The sequence below is a fragment of the Sorangium sp. So ce367 genome, from assembly GCF_051520455.1.
Taxonomy (GTDB): Bacteria; Myxococcota_A; Polyangia; order Polyangiales; family Polyangiaceae; genus Sorangium; species Sorangium cellulosum_B.
The window spans coordinates 1,911,352-1,935,717 of the sequence record NZ_CP150334.1 but is presented as its reverse complement, the minus strand read 5'-3'; the positions used below and the strand labels follow the sequence as shown (position 1 = coordinate 1,935,717).

The 24,366-nt window shown below is 70.4% G+C and carries 19 protein-coding genes; 9 read left to right on the top strand and 10 right to left on the bottom strand.

All coding sequences use genetic code 11. The features are described 5' to 3' along the window. Nucleotides 1-92: 92 nt before the first annotated feature. Together WME97_RS07505 and WME97_RS07500 are read right to left on the bottom strand one after the other, a co-directional pair. Complete coding sequence (locus tag WME97_RS07505) at nucleotides 93-2,132, bottom strand: membrane dipeptidase (RefSeq protein ID WP_437550660.1); 2,040 nt, start codon at nucleotides 2,130-2,132, stop codon at nucleotides 93-95. Nucleotides 2,133-2,271: 139 nt separating this feature from the next. Then, complete coding sequence (locus WME97_RS07500) at nucleotides 2,272-3,630, bottom strand: ATP-binding protein (RefSeq protein ID WP_437550658.1); 1,359 nt, start codon at nucleotides 3,628-3,630, stop codon at nucleotides 2,272-2,274. A 24-nt stretch (nucleotides 3,631-3,654) separates the two neighbouring features. On the opposite strand from WME97_RS07500, the gene WME97_RS07495 reads away from it, so the two are divergent. Further along, on the top strand, nucleotides 3,655-4,200 hold the full coding sequence (locus WME97_RS07495; protein WP_437550656.1) for a response regulator: 546 nt from the start codon (nucleotides 3,655-3,657) through the stop codon (nucleotides 4,198-4,200). Nucleotides 4,201-4,295: 95 nt separating this feature from the next. Here the strand turns inward: WME97_RS07495 and WME97_RS07490 are convergent, their stop codons facing one another. Both WME97_RS07490 and WME97_RS07485 read right to left on the bottom strand, forming a co-directional pair. Next, a complete protein-coding gene (locus WME97_RS07490; protein ID WP_437550654.1) occupies nucleotides 4,296-5,354 on the bottom strand; it encodes an ABC transporter substrate-binding protein in 1,059 nt (352 codons plus the stop codon). A gap of 22 nt (nucleotides 5,355-5,376) precedes the next feature. Beyond that, on the bottom strand, nucleotides 5,377-6,558 hold the full coding sequence (locus WME97_RS07485) for an MFS transporter (protein ID WP_437550652.1): 1,182 nt from the start codon (nucleotides 6,556-6,558) through the stop codon (nucleotides 5,377-5,379). 397 nt (nucleotides 6,559-6,955) lie between these two features. Between WME97_RS07485 and WME97_RS07480 the strand changes: the two genes are divergently transcribed. From WME97_RS07480 to WME97_RS07470, 3 genes are all read left to right on the top strand, one after another. Then, entirely contained in the window at nucleotides 6,956-7,432 is a 477-nt protein-coding gene (locus WME97_RS07480; protein ID WP_437550650.1) for a hypothetical protein, read from the top strand. 116 nt (nucleotides 7,433-7,548) lie between these two features. After that, nucleotides 7,549-8,355, top strand: coding sequence for a trehalose-phosphatase (gene otsB / locus WME97_RS07475; protein ID WP_437550648.1), 807 nt, complete (start codon nucleotides 7,549-7,551; stop codon nucleotides 8,353-8,355). Between the two features lie 263 nt (nucleotides 8,356-8,618). Next, entirely contained in the window at nucleotides 8,619-9,452 is an 834-nt protein-coding gene (locus WME97_RS07470) for a hypothetical protein (RefSeq protein ID WP_437550646.1), read from the top strand. 46 nt (nucleotides 9,453-9,498) lie between these two features. On the opposite strand, the gene WME97_RS07465 is transcribed toward WME97_RS07470, so the two are convergent. Then, complete coding sequence (locus tag WME97_RS07465; protein WP_437550644.1) at nucleotides 9,499-10,242, bottom strand: SDR family oxidoreductase; 744 nt, start codon at nucleotides 10,240-10,242, stop codon at nucleotides 9,499-9,501. A gap of 73 nt (nucleotides 10,243-10,315) precedes the next feature. On the opposite strand from WME97_RS07465, the gene WME97_RS07460 reads away from it, so the two are divergent. The 5 genes from WME97_RS07460 (at nucleotide 10,316) to WME97_RS07440 (ending at nucleotide 17,058) form a co-directional block, all read left to right on the top strand. Further along, the gene (locus tag WME97_RS07460; RefSeq protein WP_437550642.1) at nucleotides 10,316-11,212 is read left to right on the top strand and encodes a cupin domain-containing protein; all 897 of its coding nucleotides are present in this window, start codon (nucleotides 10,316-10,318) and stop codon (nucleotides 11,210-11,212) included. 364 nt (nucleotides 11,213-11,576) lie between these two features. Then, the gene (locus WME97_RS07455; protein WP_437550640.1) at nucleotides 11,577-13,091 is read left to right on the top strand and encodes a M6 family metalloprotease domain-containing protein; all 1,515 of its coding nucleotides are present in this window, start codon (nucleotides 11,577-11,579) and stop codon (nucleotides 13,089-13,091) included. Nucleotides 13,092-13,168: 77 nt separating this feature from the next. Next, nucleotides 13,169-14,644 carry a serine/threonine-protein kinase gene (locus WME97_RS07450; RefSeq protein ID WP_437550638.1) on the top strand — a complete coding sequence of 492 codons (1,476 nt, stop codon included), beginning with the start codon at nucleotides 13,169-13,171 and terminating at the stop codon, nucleotides 14,642-14,644. Between the two features lie 58 nt (nucleotides 14,645-14,702). Further along, a complete protein-coding gene (locus WME97_RS07445) occupies nucleotides 14,703-15,722 on the top strand; it encodes a hypothetical protein (RefSeq protein ID WP_437550637.1) in 1,020 nt (339 codons plus the stop codon). A 1-nt stretch (nucleotide 15,723) separates the two neighbouring features. After that, on the top strand, nucleotides 15,724-17,058 hold the full coding sequence (locus tag WME97_RS07440) for a hypothetical protein (protein WP_437550635.1): 1,335 nt from the start codon (nucleotides 15,724-15,726) through the stop codon (nucleotides 17,056-17,058). 212 nt (nucleotides 17,059-17,270) lie between these two features. Here the strand turns inward: WME97_RS07440 and WME97_RS07435 are convergent, their stop codons facing one another. The 5 genes from WME97_RS07435 to WME97_RS07415 all read right to left on the bottom strand — a co-directional run bounded on the left by WME97_RS07435 (nucleotide 17,271) and on the right by WME97_RS07415 (nucleotide 24,366). After that, nucleotides 17,271-18,479, bottom strand: coding sequence for a PAS domain S-box protein (locus WME97_RS07435; RefSeq protein WP_437550633.1), 1,209 nt, complete (start codon nucleotides 18,477-18,479; stop codon nucleotides 17,271-17,273). 235 nt (nucleotides 18,480-18,714) lie between these two features. Beyond that, on the bottom strand, nucleotides 18,715-19,821 hold the full coding sequence (locus WME97_RS07430; RefSeq protein ID WP_437550631.1) for a substrate-binding domain-containing protein: 1,107 nt from the start codon (nucleotides 19,819-19,821) through the stop codon (nucleotides 18,715-18,717). Between the two features lie 122 nt (nucleotides 19,822-19,943). Next, on the bottom strand, nucleotides 19,944-21,209 hold the full coding sequence (locus WME97_RS07425) for a PAS domain-containing protein (protein WP_437550629.1): 1,266 nt from the start codon (nucleotides 21,207-21,209) through the stop codon (nucleotides 19,944-19,946). 413 nt (nucleotides 21,210-21,622) lie between these two features. Beyond that, nucleotides 21,623-21,940, bottom strand: coding sequence for a hypothetical protein (locus WME97_RS07420; protein ID WP_437550627.1), 318 nt, complete (start codon nucleotides 21,938-21,940; stop codon nucleotides 21,623-21,625). Further along, a complete protein-coding gene (locus WME97_RS07415; RefSeq protein WP_437550625.1) occupies nucleotides 21,937-24,366 on the bottom strand; it encodes a TonB-dependent receptor plug domain-containing protein in 2,430 nt (809 codons plus the stop codon). Before WME97_RS07415 ends, WME97_RS07420 begins: the two co-directional genes overlap by 4 nt.

The following is a 24,366-nucleotide window of genomic DNA, read 5'->3' as shown; positions in this document are numbered from 1 at the left end:
AGGACCCGACCCAGGCCGGCGGCGCGGCACGGCTTTGCCGCGCAGGGCCAACCCGGGTCGGGTCCCCCGACCCCGGGACGGACGCTCACGGATCAGGGGACGGAGCGGCCGACCGTCTCGGCCTTCGCCCACATCTGCGCGAAGCCTTCGGCTCCGCCGTAGAGCCGGTCGATGAGCTGCTCTCCGGCCGGAAGCGCCTCGACGTGCTTGAGGAAATCCGGGAAGAGCCCGATGTGAACGACCCCCTCCTCGTTGTAATCCCACGAGCGGCTCCCCGTCCGGGCCCTGGGGAAGCTACCGTAATCGACGCACGCCGTGGCCGCCGGATCGACGCATCGGTACACGATCTCCATGGCCTGCGTACAGAACGCGCGCGTCGCGGCCTGGACGCCGGCGCGGCTGTATTCGTCGGGAGTCGGCGCCTTGTAAGAGCAGGACGTCCTGTCATTGCAGGCACGGCCGACGAGGCCCGTCAGGTTTCCGCTGGTCTGGATGTCGAGGCAGCCGATGCGCGCGGAGCGCACGGCGATCTCGGCCCCTGTGCACCGGAGCTGCGCGGGCGGGTGGTTCCAGGCGTCGCCTGGCACCGTCACCACCTGATCCCGGGGCGCCTGGCACTCGGGAGAGCGCGGCATGACGACCATCCCGTTGATGTCCGAGCCGAGGGTGATCTGAAGCGCCTTGCCGCCTGACGTGATCGCCGCCACGGCGGCCGCGCTCCGCAGGAAGGCCCGCGCGTCGGAGTCGCCGAAGCCGACGCCCGCGAGCCCGCCGCGCGCGGCGAGCTCCGTGTACTGGGCGCTGGTCCGGCCGTTCTCGTTGCCGCTCGAGCCGCGGAGCCCGTTGTGCCCCGAGACGAGCGGATACGCGCCGCCGGGCGTCGTCCGGGTGAATGCGAGCACGTCGCTCACCATCCGCTGCGACATGTGATCGATGTCGATGACCATCCCGAGCCTCATCATCTCGTTGAGGGCGACGCGGCCCATGGGCAGGAGCCCCAGCCGGTTCTTGTGGCCTTCCCCCGGCTGGCAGCTCGGGAGCGGGATGTGACCGCCGGCGTCGCCGAGCTTCATCAGCTTGAAGAGGTCGTTCCCCGACTGGATCTGCTTCGTGATGCCCTCTCCACGGGAGCACTCGAGGTCCCACCATTTCCCCGTCTGGAAGCGGTTGGCGCGCGCTACCTCGTCCTCGTAAGCGGCGGTGCCGCCGAAGAGGTTGTCCGTGAGGTGGACCGGGAACACGTAGCGCACGCCGAGGACGTGGAGGCGCTTGATCTCGGCGCGCATCTGGGCCTCCGTGGGCGACGCTCTGTTCCACACGAAGTTGCCGATGTCGTCCAGCTCGACACCGACGATCACCGCGAGCTTGTTCTTCTCCACGATGCGCCGGAGATCGGCGGATGAACGCGCGATCTCCATCCACGTATCGTGCTTGCCGACGAAGCGGACGAGCTCTTCGATCTGGAGATTGCCCGACGCCCTGTCGTCGATGGGCGGGTTTGCCTCGACGCCGTGGGCGAGCGTGCGGCTGTTCACGGCCAGCGCGACCATCACCCGGAGGCCACCGTCCTTCGCGCGGCGGATCCAGTCGACCCACATCTGCTGGTGCAAGATATCGTTGTGCGCCGGGAAGTGCGCGAACGTCGGATACCCCACGGGGCGCTCGACCTCGAACGAGCGGATGCCGTGGGATTTCGCCATTTCCCCGAGCACGAGCTGGCGGACGTGATTGCCGCACTTGTTCGTGAGAAAATCGTGACCCCGGTGGGTGCTGTAGCTGGTCCCCAGCGCCTCCGCGATGCTGGCGGCGCGCCGCGCCGACGCATTGCACGTGGCGCCTGACACGCCTTGACCGCTGGGGTCGTAGATGGTCCCCGGCGCCATGAGCACGTCGACGTCGGGAGCGCCGTGGAGCACGTGCCCGCCGAAGCCGAGGTGCGCCATCGGGTGGGTGTGGAGATCGACGAACCCGCGCAGCGGCCGGCCGGGAGCGTTGAGCGCCGAATCGAAGATCGGCGAGCGCCGCGCCTGCGCGCTCACGGGGCCGGAGGCCGCGAACGTCACCGCGGCCGCGGCGATCGCAATCCAGGTCGGAGCCAACGCAGGACCTGTCATTGGGCTGGTTTTCTTCATGCCGGGTCATCCTTCCGAGGTGTGCGAGCGAGAGAGCCCACGCGAGTCCCCACTTCGCCACCGAGGCGTACCGCGCGGCCAGCGGCGCGATGAGGGCAAATCTTCTTGCCGCCCTGTCCGCGCGCCGTGCGCTCCGCCGTCACACCGGCGCTTCGAGCAGCTCGATGGTGACCTTGGCGCCGCCTTCCGGGAGGTTGGCGCGCAGGACGAGCCCACCGCTCGATTCCACCATGCCGGCCACGAAGCCGAGCCCCTGTCCCGACCCGCCCGGCTTCGGGCTCGGCGTGTCGTGGAACCCGGGGCCGTCGTCCTTCACCTCGATGGCCACCCGCCCGCCGCCCAGCGGGCGCGCGTCCAGCGTCACGCTGGACGCCCCGCGCTCGCCCGTCCCCTCGCACGCGTTGACGAGGACGTTGAGGAGCACGCGCTCCAGCACGTCGTGCCCCCCCGCGAACAGGACCGCGGTGCGCTCCGCGCGATCCGTGACGTCGACCTTCACCGCCTGGTAGCGCCGCCGGACGACCCGGAGCGCGCCGCGGGTCGCCTCGCCGATCTCGGCGGGGGCCGTCGCGCGCAGCGCGTCGAGCTCGCGCATCGTCCGATCGCGGATATGCCCCATGGTCGAGGCGACATCCTCGATGCTCTCGCGGAGCTGCTCCAGCTTTCGCAACATGCGCTCGGCGCTCGCGGACTCGACCCGAAGGAGCTCGCGCCGGAGGAGATCGGTGTCGATGAGGGCGGCCGAGAGCGAGGTCTTCACGTCGTGGTGCTCGTGCAGCATGACGCTCAGGTTCCGCTGCGCGCGCTCGGCGCGCAGCGTGGAGCGCGCCCCGAGCTCGACGACGCGCACCGTGCGCATCGTGGCGAGGAGCGCCGCGCTGGCCGCCGTCAGGAGCAGGAGGAAGAAGAGCGACGCCGGCGCCCAGAAGTCGCCGTGGTGGCCGCCGTTCAGCGCGCGGTCGAGCGCGATGAGCACGAGCGCGGAGAGCGCGTTCGCCGCCGTCGCGAGGAGCACCGCCCGGCGGACCAGCCGGAACGCGCTCACGGAGACCGTGATCAGGAGCGCGGCCATATCGGGCAGGTGCAAGATTCCCGGGTAGCCGTCCCAGGGCCAGAGCACGTTCGGCAGCAGCGCCAGAAAACACAGGAGCGCGTCGAGGCCGACCGAGACGAGGATCAGGTGAGGAGGGGCATCGGTCTTCCGGCTCCGCCACCACACGTACAGCGAGGCGGCAACCGCGCCGAGGAGCAGCGGAACCTCGATGAGCGAGCGCGCGTGAGAGCCTGACGGCGTCAAACCGCCGACGGCGAGGAACCGCGCAAGGAGGGCCGCGCAGAAGACGCTCCGCGCGATCGAGGCGGTGCGCTCACCCCGCAGCGCCTCGCGCGTGATGAGGGCGTCGAGCTGCGCGCCAGCCGACACGGCTGACAGCGCCGACACGGCCGACACCGCCGGGAGGCTGGCCAGCTCCGCCCTCTTGAGACTATGCGCCCCCATGAACCGGGGGCATTCTACCATACGATGTTACGCTGGCTGGTCGTGGAGGATGACGCGAGGCTCAGGCGCGCGCTGCACGAGGCGCTCGAGGCGCGCGGCGCCGAGGTCGTCGCGTGCGCGTCGGTGGCCGAGGCGCACCGCGCGCTCGCAGACGGGATATTTCAAGGGATCATCGCCGACGTGATGCTCCCGGACGGGAACGCCGTCGACGTCGTGGAGCGAGCGATGACCTGCGCTGTCGCGCCGACGATCGTGGCCATCAGCGGCTCGGCGAGCCCGGCCGTCTCGTTCCGGCTCGCCCAGATAGGGGTGCGCTCGTTCCTGGAGAAGCCGCTGCGCCTCGAGGAGCTGGAGCGCACGATCGACGACGCGCTGGCCCGGCCGCCCGATCTCCGGCCTCAGGTGCGCGCCGCGGTGGGGCGGGCGTCGATCCAGGACGTCGAGGAGCAGGTGCGCACCGTCATGGTCGACGAGGCGCTCGCGCGCGCCGGGGGAAACCGCCGGAAGGCAGCAAAGCTCCTGAACGTCTCGCGCCAGCTGCTCCAGCACATCCTCCGGCGGCGATCGTAGGAGAGGCCAGCGCCATGACGCGCGGGCCGTGAACCACGGCAAATTCCTCCTCTACCGCAAGCGGCGGCGAGCGGGACGCGCCGCGGCCGGCGCCGTCACTGCCCCTGTGTCGCCGCGAACGGGTTGAGCTCGTTCGTGAACAGGTCCTCGGCCTTGATCTGCCCCGCCTTGAGCTCGCCGTCCTTCACGAGCCAGTCGATCCAGATCTGGTATTCCCCGGCCGACAGGAGCCCGCCTTTGCCGGCGACGCCCAGGCTGGTCCAGTACTTCACGAGCGACGCGTCCTCGTTGCGGCCCCGCCGCTCGATGATGCGCTGCAAGCGGGCCACCACCTCCTCGCGCGGCGTGCTCCGGGCCCACTCGATGGCGCGCGCCGCGGCCTCCACGAACTTGCGGGCGCTGTTCGGGCTCTCCTTCAGGAATCGCTTGCTCAGCACGTAGCTGCCGGCGGTGAGCTCGCCGAACAGCTCGTGATCCGAGAACAAGGCACGGACGCCGCCGCGCTCCAGCGCCTTGTCGCGCAGGATGTCGCCGAGGACGGCGACCTCCACCTGCCCCTGTCGAAGCGCCTGCTCCGCGCTCACCGGCGGCAGCACCACCAGCGTGACCTGCGCGATCTCGGCGCTCGTGAGCCCCTGCCGCGACAGGTACTCTTTCAGCATCAGCTCGTGGTGCGCGCCCAGCGTGTTCATCGCGACCTTCTTGCCGATCAGGTCCCGCGCCGACGTGATGGGGCTGTCCTCGGTCACGTAGAAGCCGCTCCACCGCTTCGCGTCGATCCCGTAGCCGCCCACCACCGCCCGGAGCGGCGCGCCGGCGGCGATCAGCTTGATCACCGCGCCGTTGAACGCCTGCCCGAGATTGGTGTCTCCGGTGACCACGGTCTGGATGTCCTGCGGCCCGCTGATCGTGTTGCCGACGTAGCTCAGCTTGAGCGGGGCGAGGTACCCCAGATCCTCCGCCAGCTCGGGCACCGAGACCATGCCCGAGAACCCCTGATAGCGCAGCTCCTGCACCTCGTAGTCGCCGGCGGCGCCGTCGCCGCTGCCGTGGTCTCCCTTCGAGCAGGCCGCGAGCGCGAGCGCGGCGCAGAGGGCCGCCGCGAGCCTGCGGCGCGTCGTGGCGTTCGAAGATGGCTTGTCGAGCTCTCGCATGGTGTCTGTCTCTCCTCGGCCGTTACTCGGCGGCGGCGGGCTCGGCGGGCGCGGGGCTCGCCGCCGCCGCGAGGGACGTCCTGCGCGCCACGGCGAGGAGCACGCCGAAGAACACGGACAGGAGCAGGAACATCGTCTGGAGCCCCAGGCTCCGGCCCAGGAGGCCGCCCACGGCGCTGCCGAACAGGCCGCCGGACGGCCCCACGAGCGCCTGCAAGCCGGCCACCTTGCCCCGCCCCGCCCGCGCGCCGATCCGGGCGATGCGGGTGAGGTTCGCGATCTGGAGGATGCCGAGCCCGAGGCCGAGCAGCAGGCCGCCGGCCCGCAGCGGCAGGAGATCGCGCGAGAGGCCGAGCAGGAGGAGCGCGCACGGGACGAGGACCAGGCTCGCGAGGTAGACCCGCTCGTGCCCCACCCGGCCCACGAGGCCCCCCAGCGCGAACAGCGCGAAGATGAACGTCACGCCCTGCCAGGCCAGGAGCCCCGACGCCTCGGCCGCCGTCAGGTGGGCGACGGTGACGCCGATGGGGATGATGAAGAACATGAAGAACGAGTTGATCGACTGGGCCGCAAACTCGATCAGGCACACGCTGCGCAGCTCGACGTCCTGCGCGAGCAGGGCGAGGTCGGCGCGGACGCCGGAGAGGCGGAGCGATCGAGGGTGCGCGGACCGCGCCGTGTAAGGGCCGAAGACGATCGGCGACATGAGCACGGTGATCAGGAACGAGAGCCCGATGAGCCGGTACGTGCCCGAGAAGCCGAGCGCCTTCGTGAGGCTGGCCGCGAGCATGGGGCCGAGCAGGAACATGCCGACCATATGGGTGCCGCGGTACCAGCCGGCCTTGCCCTCGCCCACCGTCTCGAGCTGCTGCATGAACACGGTGCTCAGCGAGACGAAGCGCATCGGCATGAAGAAGCTGATCGCCGTCGTGAAGGCCAGCAGGAACACCGGAGACGGGACCGCCGGCAAGGCCATGTAGAGGGACCCGGCCACGAGGCTCCCCAGCACGAACAGCCGCGAGGGCCCGAGGTGATCCACGAGGAGCCCGATGGGGATGCTCATCAGGAGCACGCCGACGCTCTGCGATCCGGAGATCAGCCCGAGCAGCGCCTCGTTCGCCCCGAGCTCCAGCGCATACAGCGTCGTGCTCACCTTGGCCACGCCGACGCTGAGGCCCATGACCGAGGACAGCGCCGCGAACACCAGCAGGAAGCGGTTCTTGTCGATGAAGGAGCGCAGTTGGACCTCGGTGCACGGCGCGGATCAAGCCTGTTGATCCGCGCCGGCGAACACCCGCGGTCAGCAACCCCCATGCCGCGCCGGAGCGGGCCGGAACGCGGGGCCGAGAGCCTCCTCGCTGCTGCCGTGGCAGCAGCGGGTGGTGATCCGGTGCCCCGGCGCGAGCAGGCGCGCGCTCGAGCGACCGCGCAACGTTGGACCGCCACGGCGGCGCGACGCGATCAATCGACCGAGCGAGCAAGCGAGCAAGCAAACGACCAACCGACCAGGCGCGCGCGCGCCGCCGGTAGCAGGTTTTGCGCAGAGCCGCCCGCGCTTTGTTGTTGCCCTCGTCATTTCGAGGGTGGTACTGGTGCACGGCATGAAATTCTCTGCGATTCATGCATTGATCGCCGCGTGTACGCTCTGTTCCACGGCCGCGTGCTCGTGGCAGCCGTATGGCGAGGTCCGCGTCGTGAGGCGGACGAAGGTCGGGGGCGAGCTCGCGATCCTGGGCGATCGCGAGGTGGCCATGCAGAAGGCGAGCCAGACGATGGCCACGACCTGCGGCGGACCCGAGAGCTACGAGATCGTCGAAGAGGGCGAGACCGTGATCGGGGAAGAGTCCGTGGCGGAGTCCAGCGAGCGCCGCGAGAAGGATTTCTTCGGGCCGAAGAAGCGGAAGCAGGAGAGCACGCACACGGTGCAGAAGACCGAGTGGCGCGTGAAGTACGAGTGCAAGCCGGACGAGCCGGCGGCCGCCGCGGAGGGGGCGCCCGCGGGCGACGCCGCGCCCGCGGAGGCCACCGAGGGCAAGACCGAGGGGCGCCGCGTCCACGAGGTGATCATCCGGTTCTGACGCGCGCGGCGGCGACCTGTCCGTCGTGAAGCAGCAAAGCCAGCCACCGGTCGCTCCCGGTCGCGCCGGCTTTGCCATCGTGCTCCTGGCCTGCCCAGTGGTAGATCTGGTGCAGCATGGACGTTCTTGAATTGGTCGAACGTGCGGCGGCCGCGCCGTCATTGCTGCTCGCGACAGACTTCGACGGGACCATCTCCGAGATCACCGCGGTCTCGGGCGGGGCGGTGGCGGCGCCGGGCGCCCTCGGGGCGCTCGGGGCGCTCTCGCGGGCGCCGGGCACGACCGTGGCGATCGTCACGGGGAGGACGATCCAGGACGTCGCGGCGCGCACCGCGGCGGTCGGCGCGGCGTGGCGCGTGGGCGAGCACGGGGCGGAGATCGCGACGCCGGCCGGGGAGCTCGTGTACCTGGCGGAGTCGCCGACCGAGGCGCTCGACGCGCTGGAGCGCGAGGCGGACGCGGCGGTGCGGCGGATCCCTTCGCTGTGGGTCGAGCGCAAGCGCTGCTCGATCGCGCTCCACTGGCGGCTCGTCCCGGCGGAGGCCCGGCCGGCGGCGTTCGACGCGCTCGGGGCGTGGGCGGACGCGGCGGCGCGGCGGGGGTTCGTGGTCATGCGGGGGCGCAGCATCCACGAGGCCCGGGACGCCGCGCACGACAAGGGCCGCGCCCTCGCGTTCCTGCTGGCGCGGCTGCCGCCGGGGACGCTGGTGGTCTATGCGGGCGACGACACGACCGACGAGCCGGCGATCGCCCATGCCCGGGCGATCGGCGGCGTGGGCGTCTACATCGCCTCGTCCGAGCGGCCTGACCCCGCGGTCGAGCCCGACCTGACGCTCGATGGCCCCGCGGCGTGGATAGCGTTCCTCGCGGCGCTCGCGGCGAGGCGCGGCGGCTCGATCGGCGAGGCGCCGCGCCTCTTCTGAGGGCCGTACTCAAGTTCTCCGTTCTTGCACGTCGGAGAGAAGATCAGGAGAAGCGGTGTTGCGCGCGCCGCGCGCGGAGCACGGGTGTACGGCGGGCAGATGCGGTGGGGTGGCGCGCCGGACGGCGGTGACGCGCCTCGAACGGAGCGCGAGCCCACCTGCGCGCTCCGCCGCCGGCAAACCGCGCGCGCCGTTCGTCCATGGCCGCTCGAAAGAAGAAGTCTGATTAGCGGGTGAGCTGGACCGACAGTAGAGTTCGGCGCATGTGGACATTTCACATCTCAGCACGTCCGCTCCGCCGCACGGGCCGCGTGCAGGCGACATCGGTGCCGCTGTGCCTCGTCGTCGCGCTGGCGGGCTGTTCGCCCAAGGCCCGCAGCTTCCAGGGCTCCGGCGGCGCAGGCGCCGGCAGCGGCGGGGATCACGGGGTCGGGGCCGGTGACCCCGGCGCCGGCTGGGACGGAGAGGCTCCTGCGTGCGCGGCCGAGACGCAGGCGACCGACTGCGACGATGACAATCCATGCACCGCGGACGCGTGCACCGCGGGCGCGTGCGTCAACGTCCCGCTCGACGGCGTGCCGGCCCTGCCGTCCGGGCAGATCGCGGGCGACTGCCAGATCCTCACCTGCGCTGCGGGGCAGCCGTATCCTGCGCCGGACGACGCCGACGCCGAAGACGACGGCGACCCATGCACGAGCGACGGGTGCAAGCGGGGGGTCGCCACGCACGTCGTGGCTGCAGGCTCGCCGTGCGGCCAGGGCCGCGTCTGCGACACAGCGGGCGCGTGCAGGGGCGCGAACGGCCAGGCGTGCGGCGGGCCGAGGGATTGCGCGAGCGGGAAATGCGTCGACGGCGTCTGCTGCGACACCGCTTGTGACGAGACCTGCATGGCCTGCAACGTCGAGCCGTCGGTCGGCGCGTGCTCGCCCCTCGGCCCCGGAGTCGAGGACGATCCGGACTGCGTGCTGGACGACAAGGTCTGCAATGGCGCGGGCGCTTGCAAGCTGGCGCCCGGCCGGCGGTGTCATCGACACGAGAGCTGCGCGAGCGGCGTCTGCCGCGGGAGCGGCCGCTGCGGCGAGTTCCCGGAGGAATGAATCTCCATCATTCTCATCGATCGCACCCCCGACACCGCGTCGTCGCTCATCTGGCCGCAGCCAGCGCCACCGCGTCGGGACCGGCAGGGAAACGGAGCTGCCCCGACGCGTCGTTCGCCGCGCGCCACACCCCTTCGGCCACGTCGGACTCGCTCGTCACCAGCGCCGGCTGCCCGAAGGAGGCGAAGATGCGCTGCGCGAGAGGCGCGTAGGCGTCGGGGATCAGGCCTTCCATGCGGGGTCCCCCGTTGCTCGTGAAGCGCGTCGTCGGGCCGTAGCCCGGCTCGACGAGCTTCACGCGCACGCCGAAGGCCTCGAGCTCGAGCGCGAGCGACGCGGTGAACCCTTCGATGGCCATCTTGCTCGCGGTGTACACGGCGACCAGCGGCATCGGCGCGAGCGTCGCGCTCGACGTCACGTTCACCACCACGCCCGATCGCCGCGCGCGGAGCTGGGGCAGCACGGCCTGCGTCATCGCCATCACCCCAAACGTGTTGGTCTCGAACACCTCGCGCACCGTGGTCATCGGCGTGGCCTCGAAGGCGCCCAGGAGCCCGATGCCGGCGTTGTTGACGAGAACGTCGATGGGCCCGCTCGCCTCGAGCGCAGCCGCGATGCTCTCGGGCTTCGTCACGTCGAGCGCGATGACGCGCATCCGGTCCGACCGAGGCAGCACGTCCTCTCGAGGCGTTCGCATGGTGGCGACGACGTTCCAGCCCTGCGCGTGGAAGCGGCGCGCGGTTTCGAGTCCATATCCCGAGGAGCAACCGGTGATGAGCACAGTGTTCATGAAGGGAAGATAGCGACGGCGCGCTGGACTATCTACCATTGGTAGTCCACGTTTCGTTTGCTAGAGTCCAGACATGAACGACCCTCTCTCGGAGGTCATCGCGCTGCTCCAGCCGCGCGCCGTGTTCTCGAAGCGGATCAGCGGCGCCGGTCGCTGGGGGGTCCGCTACGCGGACTTCGGCCAGCCGAGCTTCTGCGCCGTGCTGGAGGGCAGCTGTCGTCTCGCCGTCGACGGCGAGCGCGCCCTGACGCTCGAGGCGGGCGACTTCGTGCTCCTGCCGGCGACGCCGGGGTTCACCCTGTCGGGCTTCGAGCCGGTGAGGCCAGAGCGCGTCGACCCGAAGGTGACGCCCGCGCCGACGGGCGAGGTCCGCCACGGCACGCGCGGTGGACGCCCGGACGTGCGGCTGCTCGGCGGCTACTTCCTCTTCGACTCGCCCGACGCGGCGCTGCTCGTGTCGCTGCTGCCAGCGGTGCTGCACGTGCGCGGCGTCGAGCGCCTCTCGGTGCTCGTGCGGCTCGTGGGCGACGAATCCAACGAGCAGCGATCGGGGCGCGACCTCGTGCTCACGCGGCTCGTTGAGGTGCTGCTCATCGAAGCGCTGCGGTCGACCTCGGCTGGAGACGCGCCACCGGGGCTCCTGCGCGGGCTGGCCGATCCGCGGCTCGCGCCGGCGATACGGCAGATGCACGCCCAGCTCGCGCGCTCGTGGACGGTCGCCCAGCTCGCCAGGACCGCGGCCCTCTCCCGCTCGGCGTTCTTCGAGCGGTTCACCCGCACCGTGGGCCTGCCGCCCATGGAATACCTGCTCGCCTGGCGCATGGCCGTCGCGAGGGATCTGCTCCGCCGCCACGATCTCGGGATCGCCGACGTGGCCGAGCGCGTCGGCTACGGCTCGGCGAGCACCTTCAGCACCGCGTTCAGCCGTCACGTGGGCCAGCCCCCGGGTCGCTACGCGCGCGCTGTCTAGAGGGACAAACGGGTTGAAACCACGAGAAAAAGCAGGAATTTCACAGGGAGACGGGGAGGCGGGGAGCGAGAGACGGCAAGAGAAAGAAATTCATTCTTTCTTCCTCCCCGCGTCCGCTCTCATCGAGCCTCACCGGGGTGTCAGGCAAACCGTTGCTCGTTGACGCAAGCCCGCGCGGTCGCCTCGCCGCCGCCCACGGGCGTCATCGCGCTCTCGGCGCGGGTTCCCGCGCGGCACGGGCGCTGCAAGCGCGCCGCGGCAACGCCGGCCCGGGCTGGGGGCGGACGATCAGCGAGGGCGCCGTGATGGGCACGGCGACGCCGAACGTTCGCTCTTGCCCCGCCGGCGACGAGCAAGGCAGGAGATGGCCATTCCTTTCCAGGGCAAGGAGTTCACGTTCAGCCAACCCGACGGGACCACGTTGCGGGTTCGCGGCTTCGGCGATCAGCACTTTGCTACCTTCGAGACGCTCGACGGGTATACCCTCGTCGAGGATCCGGCGTCCGGCTTCTATGAGTACGCGACGTTGTCCGCCGACGGCGTGGACCTCGTCCCGACGGGCGTGCTGCCCGGCAGGATCGCGCCGCTCGCGCTCGGCGTCGCGCCGGGGCTCCGCATCACCCCCGACGCCGCCCGGGCGAAGGCCCGCACGATCCCGGGGCTCCCGGTGGGCAACACGCGGTGGCGGCAGCGCCGCCGGCGCGCCCTCCGCGAGCGATCGGCCCCGCTGGCCCGCGGCGTCCTCACGGCGCCGCCGCAGCGCGCGACCACGGGCGACTTCGTCGGCCTCTGCCTCCTCGTTCAGTTCCCCGACGTCCCGCACACCATCCCGCGCGAGGAGGTCGAGGCCTTCTGCAACGACCCCGGGTACCGCGGGTTCGACAACAACGGTTCGGTGTACGACTATTTCCATGAGAGCTCGCACGGGAAGCTCCGGTACAACACCGTCGTCACCGAGTACTACACGGCCCGGCACCCGCGGTCTTATTACACGAACGAGCGGGTCGCGCTGCCGAGCCGGGCGCGGGAGCTGATCAAGGAGGCGCTCGCCGCGCTCCGGTCCAGGGGCTTCGACTTCAGCCAGCTCACCGTCGACGACGAGCGCTGCGTCTATGCGCTCAACGTCTTCTACGCGGGCGACATCGTGAACAGGCACGGCATGGGCCTCTGGCCGCACGCGTACCACCTCCAGACGCGGGTCGAGCTCGCGCCGGGCGTCTTCGCCTATGACTACCAGTTCACGAACATGGGCCCCGAGCTCACGCTCGGCACCTACTGCCACGAGAATGGACACATGCTCTGCGATTTCCCGGACCTCTACGACCACGGCAACGAGTCGAGCGGCGTGGGCGCCTATTGCATGATGGGCCTGGGCGCCAACGCGGATCCGAAGAACCCGCCGCACATGGGCGCGTACCTCAAGTACCGCGCGGGCTGGGCCGATCGGGTCATGGTCGCCGAGCCGAACATGCGCGGCGCCCTGCGGGCCGGCGTCAACGAGTTCCTGATCCACGCGCGGAGCCAGACCGAGTACTACCTCGTCGAGAATCGGCTCCAGACCCGGCGCGACAGGTCGCTGCCGGACTCGGGTCTGGCGATCTGGCGCATCGACGAGAGGGGCGACAACAGCGATGAGCAGATGACGCCCCGGAACCACTACGAGTGCGCGCTGGTCCAGGCGGACGGTCGCTTCGATCTCGAGCGGCGCCAGTTCCACCTGGGCGACGCTGGCGACCTGTTCGGCGGTCCGTCCGCGCCCCGATTCGGGCCCGACACCGTCCCGAAAAGCGTCTGGTGGGACGGGACGCCGTCGGGGCTGGAGCTCCACGACATCTCCGCGCCGGGTCCGAGCGTCGAGTTCAGCACCAGCATCCGCTGACGCGTGACAGGACGGGAGCGCGCCGGGCGTATCGGTACGCTTGACCTCCCGGAGCCGCTGAGACCACATGGGAAGCCATGATCAACGCCCCGGTCCGGCCCGGCGACGTCTTGGCGGGCAAGTACCGCGTGGAGCGTCTGCTCGGCACGGGGGCCGTGGGGATCGTCGTCGCGGCGCTCCACCTCGAGCTCGACCAGCGCGTCGCCGTGAAGTTCATGCGCTCGGCCCACCACGTCACCGCCGACGTGCGCGCGCGCTTCTTGCGCGAGGCGCGCGCGGCGGTGCGGCTGCGCAGCCAGCACGTCGCCCGCGTGTTCGACGTCGGCACCCTCGAAAGCGGCGCGCCATACATCGTCATGGAATTCCTCGAGGGGCGTGATCTCGCCGCGTTGCTCAGGCAGAGCGGGTCGCTCTCTCTCGACGACGCCGTGGAGTACGTTCTCCAGACGTGTGAAGCGGTCGGCGAGGCCCACGCCGTCGGGATCGTTCACCGCGATCTGAAGCCGGCGAACCTCTTCGTCACCCAGGACGTCAGCGGCGCGGCGTGCATCAAGGTCCTCGACTTCGGGATCTCGAAGATCAGCGGCGCGGAGCTCGCCCTCACCGAAGACGACCAGCAGCTCGGCACCCCCTACTACATGTCGCCGGAGCAGATGAGCTCGCCGAAGGATGTCGACGCGCGCAGCGACCTCTGGGCGCTCGGCGTCCTCTTGTATGAGCTCATCGCCGGGCAGACGCCGTTTCACGCGGAGACCTTGGCGGAGTTCTACGGGCGCATGCTCGCGGCGAAGCCCACGCCGCTCCACCAGCGCCGGAGCGGCGTGCCGCCGGCGCTCGACGCGGTGATCCAGCGGTGTTTGATGCACGATCGCGAGCAGCGCTGGAGCGACGTGGCAGCGTTCGCCGGCGCCCTTGCGCCTCACGCGCCCCTGCGAGCGCGGGGTTATCCGGAGCGGGTCTCTCGGGTGCTCAACATGCGGCGGTCGTCTCTGTCGGGAGCCCCGGACGCGCCGGGGTCGCGCCGCGCGGACGCCTCCCCGCCGTCGCCCAGCGCCGGGGCGGAACGGTCGCTCGAACCGCGCCCGCGGGATTCCGTGGCGAAGACAGCGCTCACCACGTCCTGGCCCAGCGGCGCCCTACCGCCCTTCGGGGCGCTGCTGTCGAAGCCGCGCTATTGGGCTCCCCTTCTCCTCGGCGGTGCGTTCGTCGCGGGCGCTGCGCTGGCGGTGATCGCCTCGGGGGGGCAGGACGGGGCGCGATCCCCGGCGCCGACAGAGCCGCCGGCGGCCGCGTTCGGCGCGCCGAACGCGGCCCCCTCCGCGCCCATTGAACCCCAGGCTCCCCCCTCCGCGCCCGCCTCTCACGACGCGAGCGCGAAAGCGCAGCCGGAGCCCACCTCGCCGTCGCCGGCGACGGCGACGGCGACGGCGCCGGCAACTACCGCCACGCTGAAGCCGAAGACGACAAAGCCCCCCCTGCGGGCGAAGCCCCCGGCCAAGACCGCTCCCACCCCGAGGCATGAGCCGACGTTCTCGTACGACGAGCGGCGCTAACTTTGGGACAACGGCGACCGGTGTCGATATAGTGGGATCGGTGCGTGGCCCAGGACCGATGCGTGTCAGGCGCAGTGTAATCGCCGCGAGCGCGCTGATCCTATCGTTATCGCTCGCGCCGCGCGCCCTCGCGGACCCGACCGCCGAGGACCGGGCGGCCGCCGATGTGCTCTTCCGCGAGGGACGCGCGCTCGTCAAGCAGGGCAGCCACGCCCTGGGGTGCTCGAAGCTCGTCGCAAGCCAGAAGCTGGATCCAATGGCCGGAACGCTGCTCGCCCTGGCGGATTGCTACGAGCTCAACGGGGAGACGGCGAGCGCCTGGGCGACCTTCAACGACGCCGAGGCAATGGCGCGCAGAGCGGGCGATCGGCCGCGCTCGAAGGAAGCGGGGCGGCGGGCGGGCCTCCTCGAGCCGCGGCTCTCGAGGCTCGTCATCGAGGTGGCGCCGGAGGCCCGGATCGAGGGGCTCGAGGTGCGGCGCAACGCGAAGCCGCTCGATGCGGCGATGTTCGGCTCGGCGATCCCGGTCGATCCGGGCGAGCATACGATTGAGGTGGTGGCGCCTGGCAAGAAGGCATGGAGCACGGAGGTGGTCGTCGAGCCGAAGCCAGGGAAGAGAACGGTACACGTCCCTCTGCTCGAAGACGCGCCCGCGCCACGGCGGGAAGCGCGCGTGCCTGCGGCCACGAGCGCCGCGCCCGCGGCGAGCTCGTGGAGCGCGCAGCGGACGGTCGGGCTCGTGCTGGGCGGGGTGAGCCTGGCCGGGATCGCGGTAGGCGCGGTGTTCGGTGTCGAGACGCTCTCGAAGATGAGCGAAGCGCGCAACCAGCACGGGTGTACCAACGACGACCCTCCCCGTTGTGGCGCCGGGGGGGTCAAGCTCCATCAGGACGCCAACACGACCGCCAACATCTCCAACGTGGCGTTCGCGGCGGGAGGCGCGGCGCTCATCACAGGCCTTGTCGTGTTCCTGACCGCGCCGTCGAGCGAGGCCGCGCCGTCGACGGCGCTGGAGGTGCGCCTGGGGCCTCCGGCCGAGCTGGGAACAGCGGGGCTGTCGTTGCGAGGTAGCTTTTGAGATGCGCCAGATGCGACCATGGGGGCTCGTCGTGGTCGGGGGCGCATTGCTCGTCGCCGGCTGCCAGATCATCGCGGGCGTGCGCACCGACGCGGAGCTGAGCCAAGGAGGCGGCGGAGCGTGCAGCGTCTCTCCCGGGTGCCCGAGCGGCGTCTGTCAGGACGGCGTCTGCAAGCCGGCCGAGGCGAAGTGCGCGCTCGACCTCGAGCCGTTCGATATCCTCACGTCCGAAGACCTCGGCGGCCACGAGGTCGACACCTCCTCGCTCGTGCTGGCAAGCGGACCCGATGGCGTATTTGCCTCGATCATCGACAAGACTGCCAGCCGGCTCGTGATCGGGACGGTGCACGAGATCGGGGAGCCAGCCGGGTCGAAGGCGGAGTTCCCGTTCACCGACGGCGCGGCTTTCGTCACCGGCCGCGAATCCGGAGGGCGGGTGATCCTTCAGGGCAGGGTGGGGTACGAGATCGGGCAGCTCGTCTTCCCCACGACCGCCGACGGCGTCTCGTCCGAGGGGACGTTCCAGCGGTTTCCCGCGCTCGCACCGGAGTGCTCGAGCCCCAGCGTGGCGACGTCGATGGCGTTCGTCCCGTCGGGCGATAACACCCTTTACGCCGCGACCTGCGCGGCGCCGGGCGGCTCGACGCGAGCGCTCGTCGTCGGTGGATCGGCCGAGCCTGCGCCGACCCTGGTGGCCCAGGGCGCACGTACCGATGCCTCGCTCAACGTTCGCTACTACACCGTCACGAACGGCCAGCACCTCCTGTTGTTGGATGACAGCGCGACCGGAGAGGCGTTCTTCAGAACGGGCGCCTCTCGCGCCGATCTCGGCGTGGCGCACCAGATCCAGTTCAGCCCATCTCCTGACGAGGTGGAGTCCTTCTTCGGGGCGTTCCCGCTGCCCGACGGCGATGGCGTCACGCTCTTGATGGTGCACCTCGTCCCTCCGCCGAGGCTCACGCTCTCGGCGGAGGTTGGCGTCGTAAGGGACTTCCTGTCGCTCGGACAGGTTCCCCCGCCCGGCTTCACCCCTGTCTTCAAGCTCCAGAACGTAAACCAGTACAACCCCCCGGGCCCCGTCGCGAGCGACGGCGAGAACGTGTATCTGACGTTGGTGCCGCCGCCTGGAAAGAGCGTGAGCCTGGGCTGGTTCACGCGAACAGGTGAGAACGTGCTCCCCAACCAGCTCATCTTCTCCCTCCCGGACGGCAGCAGCGCGCAGATCCTCGGCTCGACCGTCGCGCAGCTCGGCGTCAAGCTGCTCGTCGCCTGGATCGAGCAGCGCGACGGCGCCTACTCCGTGCGCGGCCAGCGGCTCATCTGCACGCTGCAATGACCCGCCGACCGATCAGCTTGGAAACCCGAGAAATGAGACGCCAGAGGACGCCAGAAGACGCCAGAAAGCGCCAGAAGACGCCAAGAAAACAATAAATCTTGGCGTCTTCTGGCGCCTCTTGGCGTCTTCTGGCGTCCTCTGGCGTCTCAACTTCTCGCTGTTTGCGTGCGGCTTCAACCCGTTTGTCGCTCCAGGCGCGGGGCGCCGTGCTGTCACGTTCGCTTCAGCGCGTACGCGATGCCGCCCCGCAGCGTCCCCGCCGTGACCAGGCCCCGCAGGTCGACGTCGAGCTCGATGAGCGTCCGCGCGATCGCCGGCTGGATGCCGGTGAGCACCACCTGCGCGCCGAGCAGCCCCACCGCGCGCGCGGCGTGCACGAGCATCTCCGCCACCTGGACGTCCACCGCCTTGACCCCGGTGATATCGATGATCGCGATGCGGGCCGCGTGCCTCTCCACCCCCTGCAGCAGCGTCTCGATGATACGGCTCGCCCGCGCGCCGTCGAAGAAGCCGATGAGCGGCATCACGAGCACCCCCTCGGCGATCGGCAGCAGCGGCGTTACCAGCTCACGTATCGTGTCCTGCTGCGCCGCGATCAGCTCGTCCCGCGCAGCCTCCCGCTCGCGCTCCGCCGCCTTGACCCGCGTGATGTCGACAGAGATACCGGCGACCGCGCCCTCCGGGATGCCCTCACCCCAGACAGGGAACTTGATCGAGTAGAACGTCTTCTCACCTCGGGCGTGAGGGACGGGATCCTCGGCCTCGAACGGGGCGCCGTTCCTGCGCACCAGCTCATCGACGTCATTGTAAATAGACGCAACCTCCGATGGAAAGAAGTCTCTATCGGTCTTTCCAAGCATGCTGCCCGGGGTCGCCCCGACGAGCTCCTCCACCGAGCGGCTCACCAGGAGAAAGGCGCCTTCCCGGTCCTTTGCATACATGAGGACCGGCGCGTGATCACAGAACGTCGCGAGCAGCGCCTCGCTCCTGTGGAGGCGCTGCTCGCGGCGCTTTCGCTCCGTCACGTCCTCGGCCGACAGGAAGATCTCGCGCGCGGCGCCATCCTCGCTCCGCCCGAAGACCTCCGCGCGCACCGCGAAGATGCGCTCGTCTCCCTCTCGGCCTCGCGCCCGGAGCTCGCCCTCGATCACCTCGCCGTCCCGCGCCCCCTTCAGCCGCTCCGCGCTCGCGGCGAGGCCGGCCATGTCGTCCGGGTGGATCCGATCCGAGAGCGCCTCGACGCCGCGTGTCGAGAGCTCTTCGCCCGTACAGCCGAGCGAGCGGGCGAGGGCGGCGTTGTGCGCGACGAGCCGCCGCTGGTCGAGGCCCACGACACACAGGATCGTCGGCGCCGCGTCGAGCATCCTCCGGGCTCGCGCGCTGAGCGCGTCCTGCTGCTCCCTGGCCCTGGTCTCGTTCATCGCGGCAGGCCTCTCCTCATGGCGGCTCCTTCCAGGCCCGGCGGCGGACGCGCGGACCAGAGCTCGACCCATGATAGCCACGGCGCGCGCGCGGCGAAACCGAAGACGCTGCGCCGCCTCGCTGTCGCGGATGGCCGGCTGGCGCACCGCAGCGCAGTAGCCTGGCCTACCCGCGCAAGCGACAGCGGCGGCGCGCGTCACGCAATGCAGCCTACCGTGCTGAGCAACAGCGGGCTCAGGGGAGCAAGCTGCACTTCGACAGGGGCGTCCGGTAATCCATCGCCTGGGTGTTGCGCTCGAACTCCTCCAGGTTGTTCGGACAGACGACGTACCAGCCAGCGTCGGTGAAGGCGCTCACTTGCCGATCGGTGGTGGCCAGATCGTACGCGAGCATGACGGTATCGTAGCCCCAGCCGAACAGCTTCTGACCGAGGAGCACGTCCACGTACCCCGCGCGCATGCGATCCATGTACTCCGGCAGCGTATCGAACGCCACCGAGTGAATGGTCTTCTCCTTCGCTCTCGCGGTGAGCAGCGGCGCGTTCGCCTCGAGGTCGGGCTCGCCGAGGAGCTTGCTGTAGGAGAAGAAGAAGCCCATGATCTCCGGGTCGCTCTTCAAAGCCTCCTCCGCGGTCTGCGCGCAGAAGGGGTTCGCGTAGTCGCAGCACACGCAAGGGAGGCTCACGGCGTTCGTCATGTCCGGGTACTTCTTCAGCGTCTCGGAGAAGCCGGCGAGCCGGTCGATGAAGGTCCCCGCGGGGGTGGGGGTGTAGACCCCGTTACCGTCGTCATCCATCATCGTCTGCAAGGCGATCTTGCCGGTCTTCCCGTTGATGGTCGCGAGCGCATCCATGAGGAAGGCGGCGGCGGCCTTGTTGTCCATGCCGTAGTAGGTGTGGCGCTTGCTGGCCGGGGCGTCGCCGCCGTACGTGACGACCTTGATGCCGGCGTCCACCGCCTTGTTGATGAGGTCGTTCTCGCATTCCCCGCTGAAGACATCGATGGATATCGCGTCCACCTTCATGTCGATGACCTCCTGCAGCACCTCCATCTGCGGCCGGGAGAGGTAGCAGGCGTCGTCGGGGTCCAGCGGCTTGCCGTCGTCCGTGAGCTCCGGACATTCAGGGTCCAGGATCATCACGTTGACCGGCCGCGCGCTCGTCGTCGACAGCTCGCTCTGCGCCTGCGCGGCGCCCGCGCGACCCAGATCGTGGAACCGATTGCACTTGTTGTGGGTGATGTAAGCGATGGTCAGCGGCGCTTCTGCCGTGCTCTCGCTCGAGCTGCAGGCAAGCGCGCTGGTCGCCAGAAGGATGCCCCCGATGATGGCGCGATCGACCATGAATCCCCTCCTCTTCTCGATATTGCTCGACCCGTTTCACGGTCCCCTGACGGTTCAGCGCGGCTGTGCGCGCGCCGACATCCGGGACCCCCGCGATGGCGCGCGCTCAGCGCGCCTCGCCCTCATTCACGGCGCAAGTGGCGCGGCTCCTGTCCGCCGCGAGCTTGCCCGACCGGAACCGCATACGCGATGCCACCCCGCAGCGTCCCCGCCGTGACAAGGCCCCGCAGGTCGACGTCGAGCTCGATGAGCGTCTGCGCGATCGCCGGCTGGATGCCGGTGAGCACCACCTGCGCGCCGAGCAGCCCCACCGCGCGCGCGGCGTGCACGAGCATCTCCGCCACCTGGACGTCCACCGCCTTGACCCCGGTGATATCGATGATCGCGATGCGGGCCGCGTGCCTCTCCACCCCCTGCAGCAGCGTCTCGATGATACGGCTCGCCCGCGCGCCGTCGAAGAAGCCGATGAGCGGCATCACGAGCACCCCCTCGGCGATCGGCAGCAGCGGCGTTACCAGCTCACGTATCGTGTCCTGCTGCGCCGCGATCAGCTCGTCCCGCGCCGCCTCCCGCTCGCGCTCTGCAACCTTGACCCGCGTGATGTCGACAGAGATACCGGCGACCGCGCCCTCCGGGACGCCCTCGCCGCGGAGGGGGAACTTGATGGTGTACAGGGTCCGATCGCCCTGGGCCTGCGGGACGATCTCCTCGGCCTCGAACGGGGCGCCGGTCCTACGCACCAGGTCATCGACGTCTTTGTAAATAGACGCAACTTCCGCCGGACAGAAGTCGCTGTCGGTCTTTCCGAGCATGTTGCCCGGGGTCGCCCCGACGAGCTCCTCCGTCGAGCGGCTCGCCAGGAGGAAGGCGCCGTCACGGTCTTTCGCGTACATGAAGACAGGGGCGCGGTCGCAGAGCGCCGCGAGCACCGCGTCTCCCCTGCGGCCGCCCTGCTCGCGGCGCTTTCGCGCGGTCACGTCCTCGGCGAAGAGGACGACCTCGCGCACGGCGCCGTCGTCCCCCCGCGTGAAGACCTCCGCGCGCACGGCGAAGACGCGCTCGTACCGCCCTCCCTCGACGCTCCGCGCCCGCAGCTCGCCTTCGACGACCCCGCCGTCGCGCGCCGCGGCGAGCTCGGCCGCGCGCGCGGCGAGGCCGGCGAGACCGTCGGGGTGAATGCGCGCCGAGAGCGCCTCGACGCCCCGCGAAAGGAGCTCTTCTTCCGTGCAGCCGAGCGCCCGGACGAGCGCGGCGTTGTGCCCCGTGAGCCGCGGTCCCGCGAGGTCCAGGACACACACGATCGCCGGCAAGGCGTCGAGTATCCGCTGGGCTCGCGAGATCGTCGCGCCCTGCATCCGGCTGGCCTCGGTCTCGTTCATCGCGGGCATCGCGGGGACTTCTCTCGAGAGCTCCCTGCCCGGTCAGGGCAGGAGATCACACTTCGTTCCTCGTGGTACATCGATGACGATGGCGCTCGCCTTCATGTCGATGGCTCCCTGACGCGCGTCGCCAGGAGGAGACCGCCAGAGAAATTTCGGTCGTGCACGCTCCCCCTTCACGACAGGGACACGGCGGTCCAGCCGAGTTGCATCATTACGACTATGGGAAACAGAATCGACTGTCAACGCCTTTTACGTCCTCGTTCCCTCGTTCCCAATGATGCCGACAATGCGAGTTCCAGCCGGAGAGCATGCCAATCGACAGTAGGGTGCCGTCGGAGATGACTCCACGGTGGACGATTCGCCCCCTCATGGGCGATAGGTTGACGCAATCCACCGTAATGAGGAGATGGCCAGCGCGATCACAGCCCGGCGCCGCCTGAGCCGCCCGCGCCGCCCGCGCCGCCTGAGCCGCCGTCACCGCCCCCGTCATCGGCGCTCGCGCCCGCGCCGCCTCCGCCCTCGGCGCTCGCGCCGCCTCCGCCGGCCGCGCCGGCCCCGGTCGTCCCGCTCGCCTGAGAAGAGCTCGCGGAGACGCCCGTGTCGAAGCAGTTCGGGTTGTCGTCCTCGACGAAGCAGCCCACCTCGATGGGGTGGCCCACCTCGACGCAGCCCCCCGCCAGGAGGCCTGTCGTGGCCGACAAGCGGAGGAGGAGCGCGGGAAAACATGTGCTCTTCACGGTGAAGCTCCGTGGCTCGCGCGCCCGACGGTCGCGATGGAGGAGGGCCTGGCCGCCGCGGCCGGGCTGCCCGCGGCGGCGTCGTCATCGAGGTGAAGCTCGATCCCGGCGAAGAGCGTAAGGCGGTTCTTAAACGCGAAATCCGCGGTGGGGCCGCTCTCGACGAGGTAGCGCGGCTGCCCCTGGTTGGGGCCGACGACGTAGGGCTCATGGGCCGAGAACGCGTACTGCCCGCCGAGCAGGTACCCGGCGCCCTTCACCCCGGGTATCGCGCCCGTCACCGCCACGCGGAGCTCGACCTGCGGCGGCACCTCGGGGCGAGGGGCGATGTTCGACGGATCACCGCCATAGTAGGCCTGGTCGGCGATCCGCCGGCCCATGTAGGCGGCCGCCAGGGACACGGCGCCAGAGCCGACCTCGTACGATACGCGGGCGTTGCCGTACACCTGCGGCGCGACCGTGATGGGGACGTCGTCGCCGGTGCCGAACGGCGCGTTCCGATGGATCTGCTCGGCGGACATGCGGCGCCGCGTCGCGGCGAACGTGGAGTTGACGCCGACGCGCAGCTTCCGCTCGAGGAAGCTCGTCTCGAAGCCGAGGTTCGCGCCGTAGTTCTCGATGCCTGGCACGTTGTTGTACCTCGAGACGCTGGGCGCCTTCGCCCGGAGGAGCTGGAGCTCGATGACGTCCCGCCATTCCGAGTAGAAGCCGCCGGCCGTGAAGGAGTACGCGCCGCTCCGGAACGACGAGACCGCCTCCAGGGAGGAGACCTTCTCCGGCTTGAGGCCGTCCGGGTTCGGCAGCAGCCTGCCGCTCACGGTGTAGAGCTCGACGAAGCTGGGGGCGCGGAACGCGCTCGAATAGATGAGCTTGAGCGACACGCGCTCGTCCGGCGTGAGGATCAGCGCGGCGCGCGGCGAGATCGCGTTCGCCACGTACTCGAGGGGGATACGCGAGTCGAGGTCGACCCGGATCCCGGCGTTGAGCGAGAGGGGCCGGAACAGGCGGAGCGTCTGCTGCACATAGGCCCCGAGCGCGCCCTCGTCCTCGAGACGGTGTCCGCCGCCATGCCAGCGCGTGCGCGCCGGGTCGGAGCCATAACTCTTCCCCGTGAGCTCGTCGAACGCGACGAACTCGTAGGCCGACGTGCGGAGGCGCCCATCGAGGCCCGCCATGGTCGTGAAGGCGCCGTCGCCTGTCCAGTCGTACCGCGCCTGGAGCTCCAGCCCGAACCAGCGGGAGAGGAACAGCGCCTCCTTCCGGCAAGGCCCGGACGGGCCGCGCGGGCACTGCTCCGGATCGAGCACGTCGAGCGGGACGTGCGGCACGAGCGGATCGTGGCCCACCACGTAGCGCGAGCGCTCGATCCGGCTGTACCCGAAGTACCCGCGCGCCACGCCCTCGAGCCGCTCGCTCAGGCGGTCGCGATAACGCACGCTGGTCAGGACGAGCGACTGCGTGTTGTCGTTGCGCGCGTCGTCAAAGGCCCCGACGCGGTTCTCGTGGAGATCCATGAAGGGCGCGGCCCACGACGAGCGCGTCGCCTGCGCGACCGCGCTCAGGTCGCCGACGTCGAGGCGCACGAAGGCGCCTGCCTTGCGGCGAAACCACTGCTCTTCCACCGTGCCGCCCCAGAAGCCGGGCTCGACGTGCGAGCCGAGATCCATGACGGACACGCCGTCCGCCAGGACCGGGAGCCGCTGCTTCGGGAAGCTCACCTCGGGCCCCTCGAAGCGGTGCATGTCGACCGCCGCCACCACGCCCGCGGGCTGCCCGAGCAGCGTGAAGCGGCGCCCGAAGCCGATCGCCGCCGTGCCCTCGCCCCCGAGGCCCTCGAGGTCCGGCGCCCTGATGTCGCCCGATTCGTCGAGCGGCGGCGACGCCCCGATCGTCAGGGAGGCGCGGATGCCCTGGTGATCGGCGGCCTTCTTCGTGACGACGTTGATGACCCCCAGCATGGCCTGCGCGCCGTAGAGCACGGACCCAGGGCCGAGGACCACCTCGATATGGTCGACGATCTCGATCGGGATATCGTGCAGGAAGACGGCGCCGCCGCCCTGCTCGTTCACGACCATGCCGTCGAGCACGATCAGCACGTGGCTGTTCGCGTCCCGGGTCAGGGCGACCCCGCGCGCGCCGACCTCCGGGACCGACATGCGGTCGTGCGCGAAGACGCCGCTCGCGAGGAAGGTGAGCGCGTCGGCGAGGCGCCGTATGCCGAAGAGCTTGAGCTGCGCGCCCGTGATCACCGACGACATGGCGGGCGCGTCGCTCTCGCGCTCCGCGGAGCGCGAGGCGCCGGACACGACGTTCTCTTCGAGGATCTCGAGGAGCGAGCTGACGTCCTCGGCCCGCGCCTCGCGCGGGGCGGCGGTCGACAACGCGAGCGACGCGGCGCAGAGCAGTGCGATACGGGTCGAGCTCAC

Excerpts from the sequence above, each read along its gene's own strand:
- WME97_RS07455 (WP_437550640.1), top strand. The coding sequence starts at position 11,577 with ATGGCCATTCCTTTCCAGGGCAAGGAGTTCACGTTCAGCCAACCCGAC.
- WME97_RS07425 (WP_437550629.1), bottom strand. The coding sequence starts at position 21,209 with ATGCCCGCGATGAACGAGACCGAGGCCAGCCGGATGCAGGGCGCGACG.
- otsB (WP_437550648.1), top strand. The coding sequence starts at position 7,549 with ATGGACGTTCTTGAATTGGTCGAACGTGCGGCGGCCGCGCCGTCATTG.
- WME97_RS07490 (WP_437550654.1), bottom strand. The coding sequence starts at position 5,354 with ATGCGAGAGCTCGACAAGCCATCTTCGAACGCCACGACGCGCCGCAGG.
- WME97_RS07500 (WP_437550658.1), bottom strand. The coding sequence starts at position 3,630 with ATGGGGGCGCATAGTCTCAAGAGGGCGGAGCTGGCCAGCCTCCCGGCG.
- WME97_RS07505 (WP_437550660.1), bottom strand. The coding sequence starts at position 2,132 with ATGAAGAAAACCAGCCCAATGACAGGTCCTGCGTTGGCTCCGACCTGG.
- WME97_RS07465 (WP_437550644.1), bottom strand. The coding sequence starts at position 10,242 with ATGAACACTGTGCTCATCACCGGTTGCTCCTCGGGATATGGACTCGAA.
- WME97_RS07440 (WP_437550635.1), top strand. The coding sequence starts at position 15,724 with ATGCGCCAGATGCGACCATGGGGGCTCGTCGTGGTCGGGGGCGCATTG.
- WME97_RS07460 (WP_437550642.1), top strand. The coding sequence starts at position 10,316 with ATGAACGACCCTCTCTCGGAGGTCATCGCGCTGCTCCAGCCGCGCGCC.
- WME97_RS07470 (WP_437550646.1), top strand. The coding sequence starts at position 8,619 with ATGTGGACATTTCACATCTCAGCACGTCCGCTCCGCCGCACGGGCCGC.
- WME97_RS07430 (WP_437550631.1), bottom strand. The coding sequence starts at position 19,821 with ATGGTCGATCGCGCCATCATCGGGGGCATCCTTCTGGCGACCAGCGCG.
- WME97_RS07445 (WP_437550637.1), top strand. The coding sequence starts at position 14,703 with ATGCGTGTCAGGCGCAGTGTAATCGCCGCGAGCGCGCTGATCCTATCG.
- WME97_RS07450 (WP_437550638.1), top strand. The coding sequence starts at position 13,169 with ATGATCAACGCCCCGGTCCGGCCCGGCGACGTCTTGGCGGGCAAGTAC.
- WME97_RS07480 (WP_437550650.1), top strand. The coding sequence starts at position 6,956 with ATGAAATTCTCTGCGATTCATGCATTGATCGCCGCGTGTACGCTCTGT.
- WME97_RS07495 (WP_437550656.1), top strand. The coding sequence starts at position 3,655 with ATGTTACGCTGGCTGGTCGTGGAGGATGACGCGAGGCTCAGGCGCGCG.
- WME97_RS07435 (WP_437550633.1), bottom strand. The coding sequence starts at position 18,479 with ATGAACGAGACCAGGGCCAGGGAGCAGCAGGACGCGCTCAGCGCGCGA.